This is a genomic window from Streptomyces sp. NPDC050625, from assembly GCF_040654755.1.
Classification (GTDB): domain Bacteria; phylum Actinomycetota; class Actinomycetes; order Streptomycetales; family Streptomycetaceae; genus Streptomyces.
Genome location: NZ_JBFAIQ010000032.1, coordinates 48,449 through 66,148, shown reverse-complemented (window position 1 = coordinate 66,148; position 17,700 = coordinate 48,449). Strand labels below are relative to the sequence as shown.

General features: G+C 73.4%; 16 protein-coding genes. 5 read left to right on the top strand and 11 right to left on the bottom strand.

Translation table 11 applies throughout. From position 1 onward, the window contains the following. Positions 1-287 precede the first annotated feature (287 nt). Positions 288-1,346: a MerR family transcriptional regulator gene (locus AB0I54_RS40155; protein ID WP_363301270.1), complete on the bottom strand. Its 1,059-nt coding sequence runs from the start codon at positions 1,344-1,346 to the stop codon at positions 288-290. Between the two features lie 115 nt (positions 1,347-1,461). On the opposite strand from AB0I54_RS40155, the gene AB0I54_RS40150 reads away from it, so the two are divergent. Continuing rightward, positions 1,462-2,343 (top strand): hypothetical protein, encoded by an 882-nt coding sequence (locus AB0I54_RS40150; protein ID WP_363301269.1) that lies wholly within the window; start codon positions 1,462-1,464, stop codon positions 2,341-2,343. On the opposite strand, the gene AB0I54_RS40145 is transcribed toward AB0I54_RS40150, so the two are convergent. The 10 genes from AB0I54_RS40145 to AB0I54_RS40100 form a co-directional block, all read right to left on the bottom strand. After that, complete coding sequence (locus AB0I54_RS40145; protein ID WP_363301268.1) at positions 2,333-2,935, bottom strand: hypothetical protein; 603 nt, start codon at positions 2,933-2,935, stop codon at positions 2,333-2,335. The genes AB0I54_RS40150 and AB0I54_RS40145 overlap by 11 nt on opposite strands. Beyond that, positions 2,898-3,737: an FkbM family methyltransferase gene (locus AB0I54_RS40140; protein ID WP_363301267.1), complete on the bottom strand. Its 840-nt coding sequence runs from the start codon at positions 3,735-3,737 to the stop codon at positions 2,898-2,900. The genes AB0I54_RS40145 and AB0I54_RS40140 overlap by 38 nt, the downstream gene beginning before the upstream one ends. Continuing rightward, positions 3,734-3,940, bottom strand: a complete 207-nt coding sequence (locus AB0I54_RS40135; protein ID WP_363301266.1) for a Trm112 family protein — start codon at positions 3,938-3,940, stop codon at positions 3,734-3,736. The genes AB0I54_RS40140 and AB0I54_RS40135 overlap by 4 nt, the downstream gene beginning before the upstream one ends. Then, entirely contained in the window at positions 3,937-4,827 is an 891-nt protein-coding gene (locus AB0I54_RS40130; protein ID WP_363301283.1) for a DMT family transporter, read from the bottom strand. Before AB0I54_RS40130 ends, AB0I54_RS40135 begins: the two co-directional genes overlap by 4 nt. 20 nt (positions 4,828-4,847) lie before the next feature. After that, the gene (locus tag AB0I54_RS40125; RefSeq protein WP_363301265.1) at positions 4,848-5,588 is read right to left on the bottom strand and encodes a class I SAM-dependent methyltransferase; all 741 of its coding nucleotides are present in this window, start codon (positions 5,586-5,588) and stop codon (positions 4,848-4,850) included. Continuing rightward, positions 5,585-6,886 carry a condensation protein gene (locus AB0I54_RS40120; RefSeq protein ID WP_363301264.1) on the bottom strand — a complete coding sequence of 434 codons (1,302 nt, stop codon included), beginning with the start codon at positions 6,884-6,886 and terminating at the stop codon, positions 5,585-5,587. Before AB0I54_RS40120 ends, AB0I54_RS40125 begins: the two co-directional genes overlap by 4 nt. Then, positions 6,883-11,217, bottom strand: coding sequence for an alpha-(1->3)-arabinofuranosyltransferase family protein (locus AB0I54_RS40115; RefSeq protein WP_363301263.1), 4,335 nt, complete (start codon positions 11,215-11,217; stop codon positions 6,883-6,885). Before AB0I54_RS40115 ends, AB0I54_RS40120 begins: the two co-directional genes overlap by 4 nt. Then, positions 11,214-11,954, bottom strand: a complete 741-nt coding sequence (locus AB0I54_RS40110) for a class I SAM-dependent methyltransferase (RefSeq protein WP_363301262.1) — start codon at positions 11,952-11,954, stop codon at positions 11,214-11,216. Before AB0I54_RS40110 ends, AB0I54_RS40115 begins: the two co-directional genes overlap by 4 nt. Beyond that, the gene (locus tag AB0I54_RS40105) at positions 11,951-13,102 is read right to left on the bottom strand and encodes a glycosyltransferase family 4 protein (RefSeq protein ID WP_363301261.1); all 1,152 of its coding nucleotides are present in this window, start codon (positions 13,100-13,102) and stop codon (positions 11,951-11,953) included. Before AB0I54_RS40105 ends, AB0I54_RS40110 begins: the two co-directional genes overlap by 4 nt. A 157-nt stretch (positions 13,103-13,259) precedes the next feature. Continuing rightward, positions 13,260-14,237, bottom strand: a complete 978-nt coding sequence (locus tag AB0I54_RS40100) for a DUF3068 domain-containing protein (RefSeq protein ID WP_363301260.1) — start codon at positions 14,235-14,237, stop codon at positions 13,260-13,262. A gap of 196 nt (positions 14,238-14,433) precedes the next feature. Here AB0I54_RS40100 and AB0I54_RS40095 point away from each other — a divergent pair, with 196 nt between their 5' ends. The 4 genes from AB0I54_RS40095 to AB0I54_RS40080 all read left to right on the top strand — a co-directional run bounded on the left by AB0I54_RS40095 (position 14,434) and on the right by AB0I54_RS40080 (position 17,698). After that, positions 14,434-14,586, top strand: coding sequence for a hypothetical protein (locus AB0I54_RS40095; protein WP_363301259.1), 153 nt, complete (start codon positions 14,434-14,436; stop codon positions 14,584-14,586). Between the two features lie 40 nt (positions 14,587-14,626). Continuing rightward, a complete protein-coding gene (locus AB0I54_RS40090; protein WP_363301282.1) occupies positions 14,627-15,871 on the top strand; it encodes a helix-turn-helix domain-containing protein in 1,245 nt (414 codons plus the stop codon). 211 nt (positions 15,872-16,082) lie between these two features. Continuing rightward, positions 16,083-16,856, top strand: a complete 774-nt coding sequence (locus AB0I54_RS40085; protein WP_363301258.1) for an IclR family transcriptional regulator — start codon at positions 16,083-16,085, stop codon at positions 16,854-16,856. After that, complete coding sequence (locus tag AB0I54_RS40080) at positions 16,853-17,698, top strand: SMP-30/gluconolactonase/LRE family protein (RefSeq protein ID WP_363301257.1); 846 nt, start codon at positions 16,853-16,855, stop codon at positions 17,696-17,698. Before AB0I54_RS40085 ends, AB0I54_RS40080 begins: the two co-directional genes overlap by 4 nt. The last annotated feature ends 2 nt before the right edge of the window (positions 17,699-17,700 follow it).

Sequence of the window (17,700 nt, the reverse complement as noted above, 5' to 3'; positions counted from 1 at the left end):
GCTGGGGCTGTGTTGAAGGGGCTGGCGTCCGCCTGGGGACCGAGGCGGTGGCGCCGTGGGGGCGTGGGTGCGGTGCGGTCTGCCGGTTGTGTGTGGCTGGTCGCGCAGTTCTCCGCGCCCCTGGGGTTGGGTGGCTGGGGCTGTGTTGAAGGGGCTGGCGTCCGCCTGGGGACCGAGGCGGTGGCGCCGTGGGGGCGTGGGTGCGGTGCGGTCTGCCGGTTGTGTGTGGCCGGTCGCGCAGTTCCCCGCGCCCCTGGGGTTGGGCGGCTGGGCCTGTGTTGGAGGGTTCAGGCTGTTGTCTCCACCACGTCCGCCACCACGCAGCTCACGTTGTCCGGGCCACCGGACGTGTTTGCTTCGCTGATCAGGATGCTTACCGCGGTGTCCGGGGTCGGGGCGGTGGACAGGAGGTGGGTGATCCGGGCGTCGGGTACCACGCCGGACAGGCCGTCGGAGCAGAGGAGGTAGCGGTCGCCGGGCAGGGCGTCGTGCAGTTTCAGGTCCGGGACGCCGTGGGTGCCGCCCGAGAGTGCCTTGAGGAGCAGGGCGTGCTGTGGATGGGCGGTGGCCTCCTCCGGGGTCAGTCGGCCCTCGTCGATCATCGACTGGACGACCGTGTGGTCGTGGGTGATCCGGAACAGGCCGCCGTCGCGGAGCAGATACGCGCGGGAGTCGCCGATGTGGACCAGGGCCAGCCGGGACCCCGTCCACAGCAGTGCGGTCAGCGTGGTGCCGGTGTCGCTGCCGCCGGCCACGTCCCGGACCGCCTCGGTCGCGCCCCGTACGGCCTCCTCCAGCAGGTTCAGCACGCTGCCCGCGGGCAGCTCCTCGTTCTCCAGGAACTTCAGTGCCTCCACGGCGGCGCTGCTCGCGGGCGCCCCGGCGGGCCCGAACCCGTCGGCCACGGCGAGCAGCCGGGTGCCCGCGTAGGCCGTGTCCTGGTTGGCGGGCCGTACGCGCCCGGCGTCGGAGTGGGCGCAGTAGCGCAGTTCAAGCATCGCGGTGTCCTTCCTCGGCTCTGCGGTCAGGTGGTCGACGAGGAACCCGGCAAGATCGCGGCGCACGGCCGTCTCCCGCTCGACCCGCGCCCAATAGGCACGGATCTCCCGGGCGGCCGCCGCGGGCGGCAGCGCGCACACCTGCCGGATCAAGGCCAGCGGCATCCCCAGCCGCCGCAGCCACGCCACCAGCCGCGCCCGCTCCAGCTGCTCCACCGCGTAATAGCGGTACCCGGTGTCCGGGTCGACCCGCGCGGGCCGCAGCAGCTCCAGCTCGTCGTACAGCCGCAGTGCCTTCGGCGACAGCCGGCACGCCTTCGAGAAGGCCCCGATCGTCAGCAGCTCCATGCGCCGCCACCCCCGTATGTCCGCTCGTCGTTCCGCCACCGATGCTGGGGCCTCACCAAAGGTGAAGGTCAAACCCGTTGGATCGGTTGCGGCAGCGGTTGTTAGCCTGCGGCGCATGCCCCGTATCGCACTCGCCACCTATGACCCGGGCGACGAGCCCCACCACGACCGTGACCTGCCCCTGCTGGTGAAGGCCCTCACGGACGCCGGGGCCGGAACCGAGGCCGTCGCCGTGCACTGGGACGACCCCGGCGTCGACTGGGGCGGGTTCGATCTCGTCGTCATCCGGTCGACCTGGGACTACAGCTGGCGCGCGCGTGAGTTCGTGGCGTGGGCGGAGCGGGTCGGGAAGGTGACACGCCTTGCCAATCCGGCGCCCGTCGTGCGCTGGAACACGGACAAGCGGTACCTCGGCGACCTCGCGGCGGCCGGCGTGCCCGTCGTGCCGACCAGCTACCTCGCCCCCGGCGACGCCCCCGACCTGCCGGACGACCGCGAGTTCGTGGTCAAGCCGACCTTCGGCGCGGGCGCCCGGTTCGCCGCGCGCTACACCCCCGGCGAGCGGGACCGGGCCGTGGGGCATCTGGCGCGGATGCATGAGGAAGGGCTCACCGCGATGGTGCAGCCGTACGTCGAGGGCATAGACGTCAGCGGCGAGCGCGCCCTGCAGTTCTTCGGCGGCCGTCTGCTGCACGCCAGCCGCAAGCGCGCCGTCCTGTCACCCGGCGCCGCCTACGACGCGGACAAGGTGGCCCATCCCGACCTGGAACCCTGGACCCCGACCCCGGCCGAACGCTCCGTCGCCGAGCGCGCCCTGGCCGCCGTACCGGAAGCCCCCGAGCTGCTCTACGCGCGCGTGGACCTCGTCGACGGGGAGGACGGGGAACCCCGGGTCATGGAGCTGGAGCTGGTCGAGCCGAATCTGTTCCTGTTCCTGCACCCCGGCTCGGTGGACGAGGTCGTCGCGGGGATCCTCGCGGCGGCCGCTACTCGCTGACCGCCGTCCGCTGCAGCAGCCCCCAGGTGAACTCGGCGGCCACCTCCCGCCGTACGCCCTGCGCGTCGGGTGCCGTGAACGCCAGGCCCCAGCGGGTCGGCGCCGTGCCCTCCAGGGGGCGGGCGGGGGCGAAGGCGCGGGCCACCTCGTCGACCGTGCAGCACCAGGGGGTGAGGTCTTCGAGGGTGCGCAGGTCCGGGGCGGGGGCGCCGGGGGCGCGGACCAGCCATTCGTTCCAGACCGCGCCGTCGGGACCGACCAGTGCTTCGAAGCGCAGCGCGGGCCAGAGCGGGAGCGGCCACTGCCAGGCCCGGCATTCGAGGTCGCCGACGGTGCGCTTGGTCTCGTACCCGGGCGGGCCGAGGACCGAGCGGTAGCGTGCGGAGGCCGTGCGGGCGCGTGGGGAGCGGACCATCGCCTGCCAGCGCTTGTTGGCCTCCCGCATGTCCGCGATCGAGACCCCCAGCTCGTGGCGGGCGTCCTCGACCAGACCGGGGTTGTGATCGGCCATGCGGCGCAGCAGCACCAGCTGGAAGTCGAGCGCGGTGAAGGGGCTAGCGGGGCGCTTTCCGGAGGGCGGCATGGGGACCATCGTCGCCCATCGATGCCGTACCCGGGCGGCGGCCGTCCGGGAGGAACAGCACCGAGTTGACGTAGCGCGGACCCCTGACGGCGCGGAAGGGCAGGACGCGGCGCAGCAGGCCCCGCGAGACGACGTGCGCGGTACCGGCCTGGTGGGCTTCGAGCGGGAAGGAGGCCAGCGGGATCCAGCTCGTCCCCGGCAGCACCCAGCCCTCGTAGCCCAGCAGCCGCAGATACGTCAGCACCGGCGCGATCGGCTGGATCCGTGACTCCAGTTCCACGAACAGCGCCGGGCGGTCGCGCGCGAGCAGTGCCGTGGCGCCGCGCAGCACCGCCAGCTCGCTGCCGTCCACGTCGATCTTGATGAAGCCGACGTCCCGCAGCCCCAGGTCGTCCAGCGTCACACAGGGCACCTCCAGGGCCCGGCCGTGGATGTCCCGGCGCACCAGGGACGACACGCCCCGGTCGCCCGCGTCGTCCGGCGGCAGCCAGAGCCGGGCGATGCCGGGGCGGTCCGCGGCGGCGGCCTGGATCACCCGTACGTTCGCCGGGAACGCGGCCGAGGACAGGAGCCGGGCCAGATGGGGGACCGGTTCCACGGTGACCACCTGGCGTGCGCGCGTCGACAGTCGGCGCGTCCACGGGCCGTACCAGCCGCCCACGTCCACCGCCGTGCCGCAGCCGGCCGGGCAGAGTTCGCCCAGGCGCGCCAGCTCGGGTTCGAAGCGCGGGTAGAGCGCGCGGGCGGTGGCGGCGACGAGCCGGGTGGGGAGGCGGGGGGCCAGCCGGGCGGCCAGGGTCGGTCCGCTCACGGTGTCATCCGCCTCAGCAGCTCCTCGTGCTCGTCGTCCGACACCTGCTCCCCGGACGACGGCAGCAGCTGCGGGATGCCGTCCACGATCGGATAGCGGCGGCGCAGCCGCGGGTTGTAGAGGGCCTCCTCGGGCAGCAGGTGCAGCGGCCCCTTGTCCAGCGGGCACGCCAGGATCCTCAGCAGCGGGTCGTCGGATTTCATGGGGGTGTCAACTCCTTGGCGCCGAGGGAGGGTTCGGGGGCTCGGTCGTGCTTCGGCATGGCCAGCAGCACGGTGACCGCGAGTGCCGTGCCCGCCAGCCGCAGGGCGAGCCGCAGCGGGTCGTGCGGCAGCGCCTCGCCGAAGGACAGCGTGCCGAGCACCGCGGTGAACAGGCAGGTCACCGTCGTGCACACCGGAACGATCAGGGAGGCCCGGCAGCGTTGCAGCGCCGCCTGGGACATGACGAGGCCGAACGCTCCCGTGAAGAGGAGCAGGTACGGGTAGGGGGAGCGCAGCAGTCCGGCCGGGCCGCTGGTCACATAGCCCGACACGCCCTTGATGGCGAGCGAGCTGACCCCGTACAGCAGGCCCACCGCGACCCCGTACTCCACCCCTGTCGTGGGCAGCCGGTGCCGGTGGCGGGCGCGGCGCTCGGTGGCCCGGTACAGCCACACGCCCGCGGCGAGCGAGGGCACGCACACCAGCAGCACCAGCGGGTACGGAGCGGCCCGGCTGACCCTGTCCGACCCCTCCCGCAGGGACAGTACGACCATGAGCAGCGCGGCCAGGATCGCGCCGAGCGCATACCGCTCCCGGCCACTGGTCTCCTCGCCGAGCAGCCGTGCCGAGAGCAGCACGAGCAGCACCAGCCCGGACACGAAGATGCCCTGCGCCGCGGCGATCGGCAGCGTGCGGTAGACGACGAGCTGCGCGCCGAACCCGGCCGCCAGCGCCAGCGACCCGCCGATCCACAGCGGGCTGCCGAGCACCAGCCGCAGCAGCCGCGCGGGCCTGCGCACGGTCACCTCGGGCAGCGCGGACAGGGCCCGTTTCTCCAACACGAACCCGGTGCTGTACAGGACGTTCGCCAGCAGGGCCGCGACCACTCCCCACCACATGGCCGCCCCTACGTCCGTCGCGCATGCAGCAGCAGGATCGAGGCGAGCGAGGGTCTGGCACAGGCCAGCCGGTCCAGCGGACGCAGCGGGCGCGGTACGCCGTGGAAGGGGGCGCCGTGCACGCGGACGACCTCGAAGCCGGTCGCGGTCACGAACTCCCGCAGCGCGCGGGCCGTGTACAGCCGCAGGTGTCCGACCACCTCCTTGCCGGGGCGGCCGTGGATCGCGCGCAGGCTGACCTCGGAGAACACGGGCTGTACGCCGGCCAGTAGCAGGGCGCGGTTGTACCAGGCGGCCAGGTTCGGCGTGGAGAGCATGAGATGGCCTCCGGGGCGCAGCACGCGGCGTATCTCGTCCAGGGCCGCGTCGGGGTCGACGAGGTGCTCGATCACCTCGCTGAACAGCACCGCGTCGGCGCAGCCGGTCCGCAACGGCAGCCCGCCGCCGGTGAGTTCGCCCCGGACGGCGTACGGCAGCCGGGCGTGGGCGTGGGCGCGGCGCAGGGCGTCCTGGGACCAGTCGACGCCGACGATGCGGTGACCGGCGAGGAACGGTGCGGCGGTGGCGGCCGCGGTGCCGTCGCCGCAGCCGATGTCGAGGACCGTGCGTGCCCCCGCGCCGGCCGGGCCGAGGGCGGCGGCCAGCAGCCGGGCCTGGCGGATGCTGCGCGCGGCGCCGGAGGCGACCGGTACGGCGGGGTCCTCGTAGAAGTCGCGCAGCTCCCCGGGAGGGGTGGCGGTGGTCGTCACGGGGCGGTCACCTCCGTGGTGTGCAGATAGTGCTCGAACAGATCGCGCAACTGGTCGCCGTCGGCGGGGCCGAGCAGGGAGCGGGACCAGCGCACGGAGAGGTGGAGGCGGCCCGCGGTGGAGGCGGTGGTGAAGGTGAGGCCGCGCGGCATGCGGGCCGGTGCGGAGAACCAGACGGCGTCCGCGCGGCCCGCCTCCGCGCCGAAGTCCAGCGGGTAGGGGATGCGGCCGATGTTGCTGAGCAGGGTGGTCGACGTCCAGGGCGCGACGGCCCTGCGCAGCCCCCGGGTGAGCGCGGCGCGCACGGCCACCGGGGCCCAGGGGGCGGTCAGCAGGGCGGCGCCTCGGCCGAGTTGGGGCCGGGGCAGGGACTTGAGGAACCGGGTGCGGACGGCCGTGCGGCGCAGCAGCCCGGCCATGTCCGTCGCGTCCAGTTCCTCGGGAGCGAAGGGGACCTCGACGAGCCGGGTGCCGTTTCCGATGGGCATGCCCGCGTCCCTGGGACGGTCGTCGACGGGCATGGTGATGCGGATCGGGCGGGGCCCGGCGCCGTGGTCCCGGTTCCAGTGGGCGATCAGCAGCGCGGTGGTGACCATGAGCTGGTCGTTCACCGTGTACGGGGAGCCCTTGCGGCGGTGCGGGAGCGGCAGTTCGGTGACGATCAGGCCATTGCCCGGGGAGGGGGAGGGGCCGGGGCTGCCGGGGGCCACACGGGCGGGCGGGGTCCAGTTGGACGGTACGGCCACAGACTCCCGCTCGGCGTCCGGCGTGCGGACGGGGGGTGCGGCGGGCGAGTTGTCCCGGCCGCCGTACAGCTCCGCCGCCGTGGCCACGACGCGCAGGCAGGCCGGGCCGTCCAGGGCGGTGTGGTTGACGGTGAGGATCAGCACGGTGCCCTCGCCCTCGGACACGGCCTCCAGACGGATCGGCGGGGCGGCGGAGAGCGGGGGAGCGCAGTCCAGGGCGCGCTGCCGTGCCTGCCCCCGGGCGTCCGGGTCCGGCGGCGGGAAACGGATCACCTCCACGTCCGGTTCCGCCGTCAGCTCCCACTCGTACCGGGCCCGGTACCAGGGCCGGGGAGCCTCCCGCATCAGGCTGCGCGGATGCCGGCGCAGCGCCTCCCCGAAGGCCTTGCACAGCCGGGCGGGATCCAGCCGGCCGGGCAGCCGGACCTCGATGTGCACGGTCTCCGGTTCCGCGTCCTGAAGACAGTGCCGGGCGACCTCGTCTACGACCGGGAACGGGATTCGGGACGGGGGCCGCGCCGGACCGTCCGGCCGGTGCTGGAGCGCGGTCATGCGGGGGCACCTCCGTCGGGCTGTCCGGGGCCACGGGCGGAGACGGTCGGCCCGGCGGCGCTCGGCGGCGACTTCTCCTCCGGTGGCGGGGACTTCTCCTCCGGTGGCGCGGGGGCGGGCCCCGGCGGCTGCGCGCCCAGGGGACTGGATCCATGTATCCGATGCGGCAGCGGTGCGGTCGGTGCCTCCTCCTCCGGAGGTGTGCCGCCCGCCTCCCCGGGCGGGATCTCCCGGACGCTCACCAGTCCCGCGAACAGTCCGATCAGCGCGAGCAGTTGGGCCGGGTGGCCGAAGGCGCCGTGCCCGGCGGCCACCGGTTCCCCGGCGCCGGTCGCCGCCGCGATCCCGGCCCCGGCGAGCGCCACGAGGGCGAGCGGCACCAGCAGCGCGTGCCGTCGGTGGGCGAGCAGCGCCAGGGCCGGCACCAGCAGGGCGAACCAGCCCGCGATCACCACGGCGACCAGCGTCAGCACCACCGTGCCCAGCCACACGCCGGGCGCCGGAGGCACCGGCTGCGGCTCGTCCGGACTGGGCGCGCGGCGCCGCCACACCACCAGGCCCAGCAGGGCCGCGAGCCCCACCGCGCCGCCGATCAGACCTGCCTCGTAGGTCGTCGCCGGTGCGTACGACAGCTTGACCGTGCCGCCCTCCCCGGCCGGGACACGCCAGCCCTGCTGCCAGCCGTCGAGCCGGACGGGGGTCAGCTCCTTGCCGTTCAGGGTGGCCCGCCAGCCGTCGTTGTAGTTCTCGTACGTCGTCAGGTAGGTGGCCGCCCCCGAGCCGACCGTCACCTCGCGGCGGTCGCCAAGCCAGTCCCGTATCCGCAGCTCACGCCCCGGACCGGCGGCCTCGTTCACCGTTCCGCGGGTCAGCGTCACGTCGGTCAGGACCAGGGGACCGGCGTCCCCCGCCTCGACCCGGTGGCTGCCTGCGGTCAGCTCCAACGCCGCATCCACCGTGCCTTCCTGGCAGGGCGTCACCTCCACCCGCCGGCGCTCCACCAGGTCCCGTACGGTCCCCTTCACGCGCGTCGGGTACAGCTCGCCGTCCACCGCCAGCACCGAGCCCTGGCCGCACGGCAGGGAGAACGTCCGGGTGGGGGCCGGCTGCCGGGTGCGGTAGCCGTCGAGCGCCGGGAGGTACGCCTCGGTGAGACCGACGGGGAGTCGCAGGTCCTCGTCGGCGACGGGGTTGTGCAGGGTCAGCGGCGCCGTCTTGGTGATCGTGATGTCGAGCCGGTCCGTGGTGATCGGGTCGAAGCGGACCATGCCGTTCTCGTCGACGCCCGCGGTCGTCGCACCGTCCGGGGAGCTGATGTCCACCTCGGTCGGACGGGTCGACAGGCCGCCCGCGGGGGCGAGCACGAGCTCCCCGACGGGCTGTTTGCCCTTCCAGCTCAGATGGATCGTGGGACGGTCGCCCGCGATCCACGCCGTCGTCAGGTCGCCGTCGGTGAGGTTGCGCGCGGACAGGCCCGCACCCAGGGCCGCGGTGGAGTCCGCGGTCGCCGTGATCCGGTTCTTCTGGTCCGGCGCGACCCGGTACAGCAGCTTGTCGAGCGCCTCGCCCGGCACCGGCACCGCGCTCGCCGCCACCTGGTACGACCCCGCCGTCCCCGTGGCGAAGGCGCGGTGCAGCCCCGCCTCGGTGCCGGTCGCCGACAGCCCCGTCGGGTCGGCCGCGCGGTGCAGGGAGACGACCTCGGCCGCCGCGTCGGAGCCGTCGGCGTCGGTGGGCAGCCGCAGCATCCGCGTCACCTGGACGTGGGGCAGGGAGATCTCGGCGAAGCCCGCGCCGGTCAGGCCGGGGCGCCGGGCCACCGAGTCGACGATCGTCAGCTTCATCCAACGCGTAGCGCCGGCCGGGGCCTTGACGGTCTGCGTCATTCCGTCGGGCCGCAGGAAGCTGGTCACCGAGCCCTTCTCCGTCGTCACCCGCACCCGGGTCGCGGCCGCCCGCACGCTCTGCTGCGGCAACGGCGTCACCTTCACGGACGACGGCATGTCGTACGACCCGTCGAAGCCGATGCGCAGCCACTGCCCCTTCGCCGAGCCGGGCGCGCCCTCCGCCCACGCGGTGGCCGGGTCGCCGTCGAAGGCGTTCACCGGGTCGTACTGCGGGAGGTGGAAGAGCCAGTTGCCGTACGACGACGCCGTCACCGTGCGGGCGCCGCGCAGTCGGGCCACGGTCTGGTGGCCGATGCCGTCGGTGGGCAGGATCTGGCGCGGCTCGTCACCCGCGTCCTGCACGGCGTCGGGCGCGTTGCGCTCGTCACGGGTGTACGTGTACGAGGTGTTGGCGTCGACCAGCCCGAACCGGGTGTCCGCCCGGCGCAGTCCGTCGCCGACCACCTGGAGGCCGGGCGAGCCGACCCCCGGGTGGTTGTCACCGGTGAGCACGGTGGCCCGGTCGCGCAGCCGGGCGGCGAGCGGCAGCAGCGCCTCGGGACCGCCGGAGACGACGGCGGTGTCCGCGGCCGACAGCAGCCGGGCCTGGCCGGGCCGCGGCACGTGCTGGTCCACCGGCTCGTAGATCTCCACCGCCCGCTGCCTCGGATACAGCCCCTCCACCTGGAGCGGGGTGCCGTGGGCGATCCGGCCACCGGTCAGCACCGGCCCGTAGCCGGTCACCCGACGGTACCCGGACTGCTCCAGGGTGCGCTTGACGGTCGTGGTCGGCACGTAACCGATCTGGTCGGGGTCCAGGTCGTTGCGGACGACCACGTAGTGGATCCCTGCGCGGCTCAAGTAGTCGGCCAGGCCCGGGACTTCTCCGCCGCTCAGCAGCGCCTGCTCGACCGCGTCCATCGCCCGCCGGTTGCCCGGGGTGCCGAAGGGCACGAAGTCCCGCTGCGCCCAGCGGCTGTCGGCCAGCACGTCCAGGGGGTGGTCGATGGGGGAGCCCCAGGTGTAGAGGCCGTGCGCGGTGGCCGGGACGACCAGGGCGCGGGAGTCGGGGGAGTACTTCTTCAGCCAGTCGGCCGTGGTCTGCCAGTACTTGGGCAACTGCTGGAACGAACCCGGGTTCAGGATCGACCCGTTGAGATACGGCCACAGCAGCCCCGGCAGCACCAGGACCGCCGCGACCAGCGGGGCGAAGCGGCGGCCGCGCACCGGGCGGGCCCCGCGCGGCTCGGCGGCCACGCCCACCAGATGGGCCAGCCCGAGCACGAGCGCCAGCGCCATGCCCGCCTGGAACTTGTAGATGTTGCGGAACGGCACCAGCGGGCCGTTCAGCCAGTCCTGTACGACCCCGTGGAAGGGCGCCCCGAACGCGCCGCCGTACCCGGCGAGCGTGATCAGCGCGGTGCTGAGCACCGTCAGCACCAGCCAGCGCCGCTCCGGCATGTCGCGCCGGGCCAGCCCGGCCAGCCCGAGCCCGGCGGCGAGCGCCGAGCAGACGATCACGACGACCGCGGAGGCCACGGCCCATCCAGCCGGCAGCCAGGCCTCGCCGAGATGCAGATAGGCGACCCAGTTGCCGCCGCCGCGCAGCGCCTCCGTGGCCGACATGGTCGCCGTCGTCGTCTGCGAAGTCTCCACATAGGGAAGGAAGTTCTCCCCGTAGACGCCGAGCAGCAGCAGCGGGATCCACCACCAGGCCGTCGCCACGAGCACTCCGGGCACCCACCAGGAGATCAGCTTGCGCTGTCGTGGTCCGGGCGGGCGGGAGAGCAGATACAGCCCGGCAGGCAGCAGGGAGGCCAGGGTCGCGGCCGCGTTGACGCCGCCCATGAACGGCACGACCAGTGCCGAGCGCAGGGCCGCGACCCGGGCGGTGTACCGCTCGTCGGCCAGCGGCAGCAGCACCCACGGCAGGAAGGCGCCGGGCAGCGCGGCCGCCGAGGTGGAGCCGACGACCACCGTGAACACCGGCCACAGCGCATAGGCCACCGCCCCGAGCAGCCGGGACGCGGGGGTCCCGACGCGCAGCCGCTCGGCCAGCCGCAGCGCACCCCAGAACGCCACCGACACGATCAGCGACAGCCACAGCCGCTCCGCGAGCCACACCGGCAGGGAAACGGCGTGGCACAGCCAGTAGAACGGCAGCATCGGCCACAGATAGCCGGCGTACTGGTCCTGGATGCCGCCGAAGGACCCCTGGTCGTGCCACAACTGGCCGAGGTCGGAGAGGAACCGGCCCGGGTCGACGGTGACGCCCAGTTTGGTGTCGAAGGTCTGCCGTCCCGGGTGCACCGCGAGAAGCAGCACCAACACCACGGCCCAGAACCCCAGCAGCCAGCGCCGCGACCGCGGGCCCTCCGGCGGGCCCGAGGCGGCCGCGGTGGTGGGGACGGCTGCCGGGGGAGGAGCCTGGACCGTGGTTGTCATGGGGGACACCGCCGGAGGATGAGGAGGAGGTTCCAGGTGGCCAGCTCACGGATGCCGGGCGCCTTCACGACGGTTTCCGCGAGGAACGGCCAGTAGCGGGAGCGTGCCGAGACGACCGTGACGTCGTCGCGGGCGCGCACCTGCCGCAGGGTGGCTCCGATGTGCACGGCGAACAGGTTCTCGCCCAGGGTGTGCTTGGCCGGCCGTCCGGTACGGCGGCGGTAGCGGGCGCGGGCCCGCTCGGCGCCGAGATAGTGCCAGGGCGCCCACTCGTGACCGCCCCACGGGGAGAGCCAGTTGGTGAAGGACACATAGATCAGCCCGCCGGGCCGGGTGACCCGCGCCAGTTCGCTGAGGAACGTCTGCGGATCCGCCACGTGTTCGAGGACGTTGGACGAGAACGTCACGTCGGCGGCCCCGTCGGACAGCGGCAGCAGATAGCCGTCGGCGATCACCGTCCCGGCGGGCGGCCGCTCACCCAGCTCGGTCACGTCCGGCTCGAACAGATGGGCCTGGGCGCCCCGGCGCCGGAACTCCTCGGTGAAGTACCCGCCGCCCCCGCCGACGTCGACGACGATCCGCCCGGCCACCGGCCCGTCGTAGGCCTCGACCTGGTCGGCGGCGTCCCGGGCGAGCAGGGAGTAACAGGCCTCGGGATCGTCGTGCTCGTGCCGGAAGGCACGGAAGAGGGCCAGGGAGCGGCGTATCGAGGGGTCCTTGAGACCCGTGCCGGTCATGGCTCCCAGCTCCTCACCGCCTCCGTCGCCACGGCGCGGAACTGCCGTACCGTGCCGTGCCAGCGGTAGCGCGCCGCGCGGTCGCGGGCCGCCTTGCCCATCAGCTCCCGGCGATGCGCGGACAGCGCAAGGGTGCACCAGGCCGCCGCGAACGACGACTCGCCGCGCGCCAGCATTCCGGTCTCGCCGTCCACCACGGAGTCCCTGAGGCCGGGTACGTCGAAGGCGACCGCCGGTGTCTCGCGCGCCGCCGCCTCGGTCACCACCAGGCCCCAGCCCTCGACGGCCGAGGGGTGCACCAGCAGCCAGGCCGCGCACAGCAGCCGGTGCTTCTCGGCCTCCGGGACATGCCCGGTGAACTCCACGCCGGGCCCGCCGAGTCGTTCCAGCCGTTCGCGCTCCGGACCGTCGCCGACGATCAGCAGTCGGCCGCCGGTGACCGGCCGCACCCGCTCCCAGAGTCTGAGCAGCAGATCGATCCGCTTGTACTCGACCAGCCGCCCCACCGCCACGAACAGCGGCTCGGCAGCGCGGTCGGCCCGTGGACCGGGCTCCTCCACACCGTTGTGGACGATCCGGATGCGGTCCCGCTGCACCCCGATCGCGCGCAGGGCGTGGGCCGTCGACGGGGAGACGGCGACCATCAGACTCCGCTGCTGCGCACCGGTCAGCGCCCAGTGCTCCAGTCTTCGGCCGATCCGCGCGGCGGGCGCCAGCGGTCCGCTCAGCCGCATCCGCCACAGGTCGGTGTGGACGTGGTTGACCAGGCACAGGGTGGGCCCGTGGTGCCACAGGGGCGCGAAGTAGGGCATGCCGTTGCACACCTCGACGAGCAGGTCGCAGTCGCCGACCTGGCGGGCGAAGGCCGAGCGGGCGCGCAGGTAGTGGGCGTAGGTGCCGCCCGCGGACACGACCCGGTAGTCCCGGAAGGCGGCCGGGCCGCCGCACAGGAGGGTGACCTGGTGGCCGAGACGGGTCAGTCCGTCCGCGAGCCGGTCGACGAGCAGTTCGGAGCCGCCGGCGGAGGGGTTGCCGAGGTCCCGGTGGGCGAGGAAGACGATCCGGCGCGGATGTGGGGGGAGCGCCGGGAGGTGCCGCGTGCCCTGGGGGAGCGCGGCGCGCATCGAGGACGGCACGTGCTGGGGCATGGGTGCTCCAACTCGTCTCAGGGTGCGGAACTCACGGTGGGGGGCGATTCTGTGGATGGACTGTGCTCGGGGTGGGGTGGACAGTTTTCGCCCAGCCGTTCCCCCACGGCTACTCACCGGGATGACAATTTCGGGGCCTATTAGAGCTGACGTCACGTCACATCGTGAGCGGCGGCCGGGATATGGCGTCTGTTTCAGGACGTTTCCGTCCTCGTGCCACCAAAACAGCCCCTGCGGTCGCGAGGACGAATCCGGCCACACCGGCACCGAGCGGCAGGGTTTGCCCCACCATGCGCAGCCGGCCGCTCTCCTTCTTCGCCAGGTTCACCTGTTCCTTCTGCGTCCCGGTGGTGAACCCGATCTTCCGGCTGTCCAGCAGCACCACCGCGTCCTTCTCCGACCCCGGGGCGCGCAGCGTCCGCCGCGGCCCGACCTGGGCGTAGATCACCCGCCCGGTGCGCCGGTCGGCGATCAGCTCGATGCCGTGGTTGGCGTACCACTCCTCGGCCTGCACCTGGGGACGCTTCGGCAGCCCGACGATGCTCCCGGGCACCAGCCGGGTGCCGATCTTCGTGGGGGCCACCGTCCCGGTGAACCGGTAACCGCGGTAGCCCTGCACCTCCTTGGTGCCCGCGTAGTGCAGGGTCACCGTGGAGCCGAGCGAGTTGTCCCACCACTGATAGGAGTGTTTGCGCAGGTCGAAGGGGAACTTCAGATAGGCGTCGCCCTCGAAGTAGGGGTTCTCCTTGCAGCAGTGCACGGGCTTGTTGGTGGAGCGGTCGGTGACCCAGCGGTTCAGGAAGAACTCCAGCGCGTCGTGCGGATCCGCGGCCGGCAGGGTCTGGTCCGTGTCGACGGTCGTCGTCACGTCCCACACCGCCCGCCCGCTGCGCTCGCTGTCCTCGACGTCCCCGCGCACCACCTGGGTGATCGTGATCCGCCGGTCGGCCACGGTCCTGACCTGCCCGGTGTCGAAATAGCTGCCCTTGCCGGTGTAGACGGCGGTGGTGTCGATGTCGATCGGATTCACGGCGGCACGCGGCTCGACGTACCACGCCAGCAGGGGCGCCAGCACCAGCAGGAACGTGCCGAGACCCAGGGTGATCAGGGAAAAGGGTGAGGCTGTACGGCGCATCCGGCACTCCAGGTCCGAGAAGGAACAGTGCGCGTGCGAGTTGACCCACCCCTCTGGGCCGGGAACCGTAGGCGCCCCTTGACTCGGTGTCAATGACTGTCGACACTGGGCCGGACAGGCAGGGGTGGGACGCCGGATGGGACCGACTCCGGGAAGTTTTCCCGGGGCCGACTCGGACAGAGAGGCTGACCCTGCGATGTCCAGACTGCTCGCCGCCGCGCTCACCGTCGTGGCCGCCGCCGCCCTCGCCGTGGGTACCGCGCTCGGTGTCGTCGCGCTGCTCGACGCCCGGCCCGACCAGCCCAACACCCCTTTGATCAGCTACGAGCAAGCCGGCCAGGGGAGTTGACCCCGTGACCCGGAGCGGCGCGCCGGAGACGAACCGGAGAATGCCGCCCGCCTGGCCGGCCCCCGTGTCCGCCCGTTCGGCCTGGCACGACGTGCCCCGCCTCCAGGTTCGGCAGTTCGCCGCGCTCGCCATGGCCGAGGCGCCCGCGCTGGCCGAGGAGATCCTGGGCGAGATCCGCCGCGAGTACCCCGGCCTGCCCGTCGTGTTCGACGAGAGCGGTGAGCCGATGGCGCTGATCGGCATCCGCCGGGCCATCGAGGTCTTCGTCCAGCACCTGGAGAGTTCCGAGGGCCGCCCGACCGTACCGCCCGGCGTGTTCCAGGAGTTCGGCCGGGGCGAAGGCCTGGGCGGCCGCAGCCTCGACTCCCTCCAGGCGATGTACCGCCTGGGAGTACGGCTGGCCTGGCGCCGCTTCGCCGAGATCGGCCAGCGCCTCGACATCCCGCCACCGGCCATGTACGAACTGGTCGACGCGGGTTACGAGTATCTCGACGGCCTGGTCGACCAGTCGGTGCGCGGCTATGCCGAGGCCGCCGCCCGCCAGGCCGGGGAACGGCTGCGCCTGCAGCGCCGGCTGATGGAACTGCTCCTCGCCGAGCGCCACCGGGGCGATCCGGCCGACGCGCTGGCCGAACGGGCCGCCCGGATCGGCTGGCCGCTGCCCGGGAAGGTCGCGGTGGGGGTGCTGCTGCGCCCGGCGCGGGAGGCGATGGCCCCGGCGGTGGGGCAGGGCGTGCTGCTCGACATGGAGTACGAGCAGCCGCGGATGGTCGTCCCCGACCCCGATGCCGGGGGCCGCCCCGAGCTGCTGCACCGGGCGCTGTCCGGCTGGGCCGGGGCGATCGGCCCGCCGGTGCCGCTGCCCGACGCCGGCAAGTCGCTGCGCTGGGCCGAGGCCGCCGTACACCTGATGGAGCGGGGGCTGCTGCCGGCCGGAGAGGTACTGCACTGCACCGAGCACACGGAGGCCCTGGTGCTGCTGCAGCCCGAGGAGCTGATCGACGACCTGGCGCTGCGCTGCCTGGCGCCGCTGGCGCACTGCGGGCCGACGCATGGGAGAAGGCTTGCGGAAACGTTACTGGCGTGGTTGGAGACGCGGGGAGGCGCCCCGGAGGTGGCCGCGCGTCTCGGCGTCCATCCACAGACCGTCCGCTACCGCCTGCGGCAGATCCGCGAGCTGTGGGGCGACGGGATCGACGACCCGGACCGCCGCTTCGAGCTGGAGCTGGTGCTGCGCGCCCAGCGGCTGCGCGGAGAGCTGGGCGATCCGAGGGCGCACCGGTAGTGGCGGCACCGGTGGTGGCGGGGACGGTGGTGGCGGGGACGGTGGTGGCGGGGACGGTAGCGGCGGGGCCGTGGTCGAACGCACATTCATCACCCGTGTACAGAACCATTGCCCGTACAACCCACCATGACTAGCCTGTGTTCGTTCGTCATGCCGATCGTCTGTTGAAATTTCGAACACAGGCGCTTAGACCCAAGGGAGGGGGCCGGACGTGGGACGCCTCGTACCTGCCGTGACCCGGGCTCTCGACATTCTTGAGCTCTTCCTCGACGGGGACGGGACGCTCTCCGCCCCCGACATCGTGCGCAAGCTACAGCTGCCGCGCACCACCGTGCACGAACTGGTCACCACGCTCGCCGCCCGGTCGTACATCGTGCCCGTGCCGGGCCAGCCCGGACGGTACCGGCTCGGTGTGCGCCCGTACCAGCTCGGCAGCCGCTACGCCGAGCAGCTCGACCTCGCCGCCGAGGGCCAGCAGGTGGCCCGGTCCGTCGCCGAGACCTGCGACGAGACGGTCCATGTGGCGATCCTGGAGGGCACCGACGTCATCTACATCGCCAAGGTCGACTCCACGCACGCCGTGCGCATGGTGTCGGCGGCCGGCCGGCGGCTGCCCGCCCACTGCACCTCGGTCGGCAAGATGCTGCTGGCCTCGCTGCCCGAGCCGGAGCTGGCCTCGCGCCTCCCGGACGACGCCGAACTGGCCGCGATGACCCCCAACAGCATCACCGACCCGGGCGTCCTGCGCGAGGCCCTGGCGGAGATCCGGCAGCGCGGCATCGCGGTCGAGAGCCGCGAGTCCAACCCGGACGTGAGCTGCGTGGCCGCGCCGGTGCGGGACCGCACGGGCCAGGTGGTCGCCGCCCTGTCCATCTCCGTCCCCATGATCCGCTGGAGCGACGAACGCCGCGACGAGCTGGAGCAGCTCGCCGCCAAGGGCGCGGCCGAGCTGTCGGAACGCCTCGGCCACCGGGGCGCCGCATGACGGCCTACGAGGTGGCGGTGGCCGCGCACGCGACGCTCGGCGAGGGCCCGACCTGGGACCCCGCGACCGGCCGGCTGCTCTGGGTGGACGTCCTGGGCTCGCGGGTCCACACCTACGACCCGTCCACCGGCCGCCGTACGGTCCGCACGACGCACCAGCACGTCGGCGCCGCCAAGCCCAGGGCGGGCGGCGGCCTGGTCCTGAACCTCAGGGACGGCGTGGGCCTCCTGGACCCGGACGACACCTTCCGGTGGCTGCACCACGAGCCCGTCCCCGGCCGCCGTGCGAACGACGCCGCGGTCGCACCGGACGGCTCGCTGTGGGCGGGCACGATGCGCTACGACGAGGCGCCCGGGGGCGGCACGCTCTTCCGGATCACCGGCGACGGCTCGGCCGGGACGGTCCTCGACGACGTGGCGGTCAGCAACGGCACCGGGTGGAGCCCCGACGGCCGCCTGATGTACTACGTCGACTCGCCGACGCGGCGCATCGACGTCTTCCACCACGAGGACGGACGGGCCGTGGACCGGCGCCGGCTCGCGGAGATCGAGGACGGCGCGGGCTTTCCCGACGGGCTGACGGTCGACGCCGACGGCTGTGTGTGGGTGGCGCTGTGGGACGGCGGCGAGGTGCGCCGGTACACCCCGGACGGCGAGCAGGACCGCGTCATCGAACTGCCGACCCCACGGGTGACGTCGTGCGCCTTCGGGGGCCCGGAACTGACGGACCTGTACATCACCACGGCACGGGTGGGACTGACGGCACCGCACCCGGTGGCCGGCTCGCTCCTGGTGGTCCCGGGAGCGGGCAAGGGCCTGCCCCAGCCGGCGTTCGCGGGCTGACC

Coding starts and splice junctions, on each gene's coding strand:
- AB0I54_RS40155 (WP_363301270.1), bottom strand. CDS start 1,346: ATGGAGCTGCTGACGATCGGGGCCTTCTCGAAGGCGTGCCGGCTGTCG.
- AB0I54_RS40150 (WP_363301269.1), top strand. CDS start 1,462: ATGCCCCGTATCGCACTCGCCACCTATGACCCGGGCGACGAGCCCCAC.
- AB0I54_RS40145 (WP_363301268.1), bottom strand. CDS start 2,935: ATGGTCCCCATGCCGCCCTCCGGAAAGCGCCCCGCTAGCCCCTTCACC.
- AB0I54_RS40135 (WP_363301266.1), bottom strand. CDS start 3,940: ATGAAATCCGACGACCCGCTGCTGAGGATCCTGGCGTGCCCGCTGGAC.
- AB0I54_RS40120 (WP_363301264.1), bottom strand. CDS start 6,886: ATGACCGCGCTCCAGCACCGGCCGGACGGTCCGGCGCGGCCCCCGTCC.
- AB0I54_RS40115 (WP_363301263.1), bottom strand. CDS start 11,217: ATGACAACCACGGTCCAGGCTCCTCCCCCGGCAGCCGTCCCCACCACC.
- AB0I54_RS40110 (WP_363301262.1), bottom strand. CDS start 11,954: ATGACCGGCACGGGTCTCAAGGACCCCTCGATACGCCGCTCCCTGGCC.
- AB0I54_RS40105 (WP_363301261.1), bottom strand. CDS start 13,102: ATGCCCCAGCACGTGCCGTCCTCGATGCGCGCCGCGCTCCCCCAGGGC.
- AB0I54_RS40100 (WP_363301260.1), bottom strand. CDS start 14,237: ATGCGCCGTACAGCCTCACCCTTTTCCCTGATCACCCTGGGTCTCGGC.
- AB0I54_RS40095 (WP_363301259.1), top strand. CDS start 14,434: ATGTCCAGACTGCTCGCCGCCGCGCTCACCGTCGTGGCCGCCGCCGCC.
- AB0I54_RS40090 (WP_363301282.1), top strand. CDS start 14,627: ATGCCGCCCGCCTGGCCGGCCCCCGTGTCCGCCCGTTCGGCCTGGCAC.
- AB0I54_RS40080 (WP_363301257.1), top strand. CDS start 16,853: ATGACGGCCTACGAGGTGGCGGTGGCCGCGCACGCGACGCTCGGCGAG.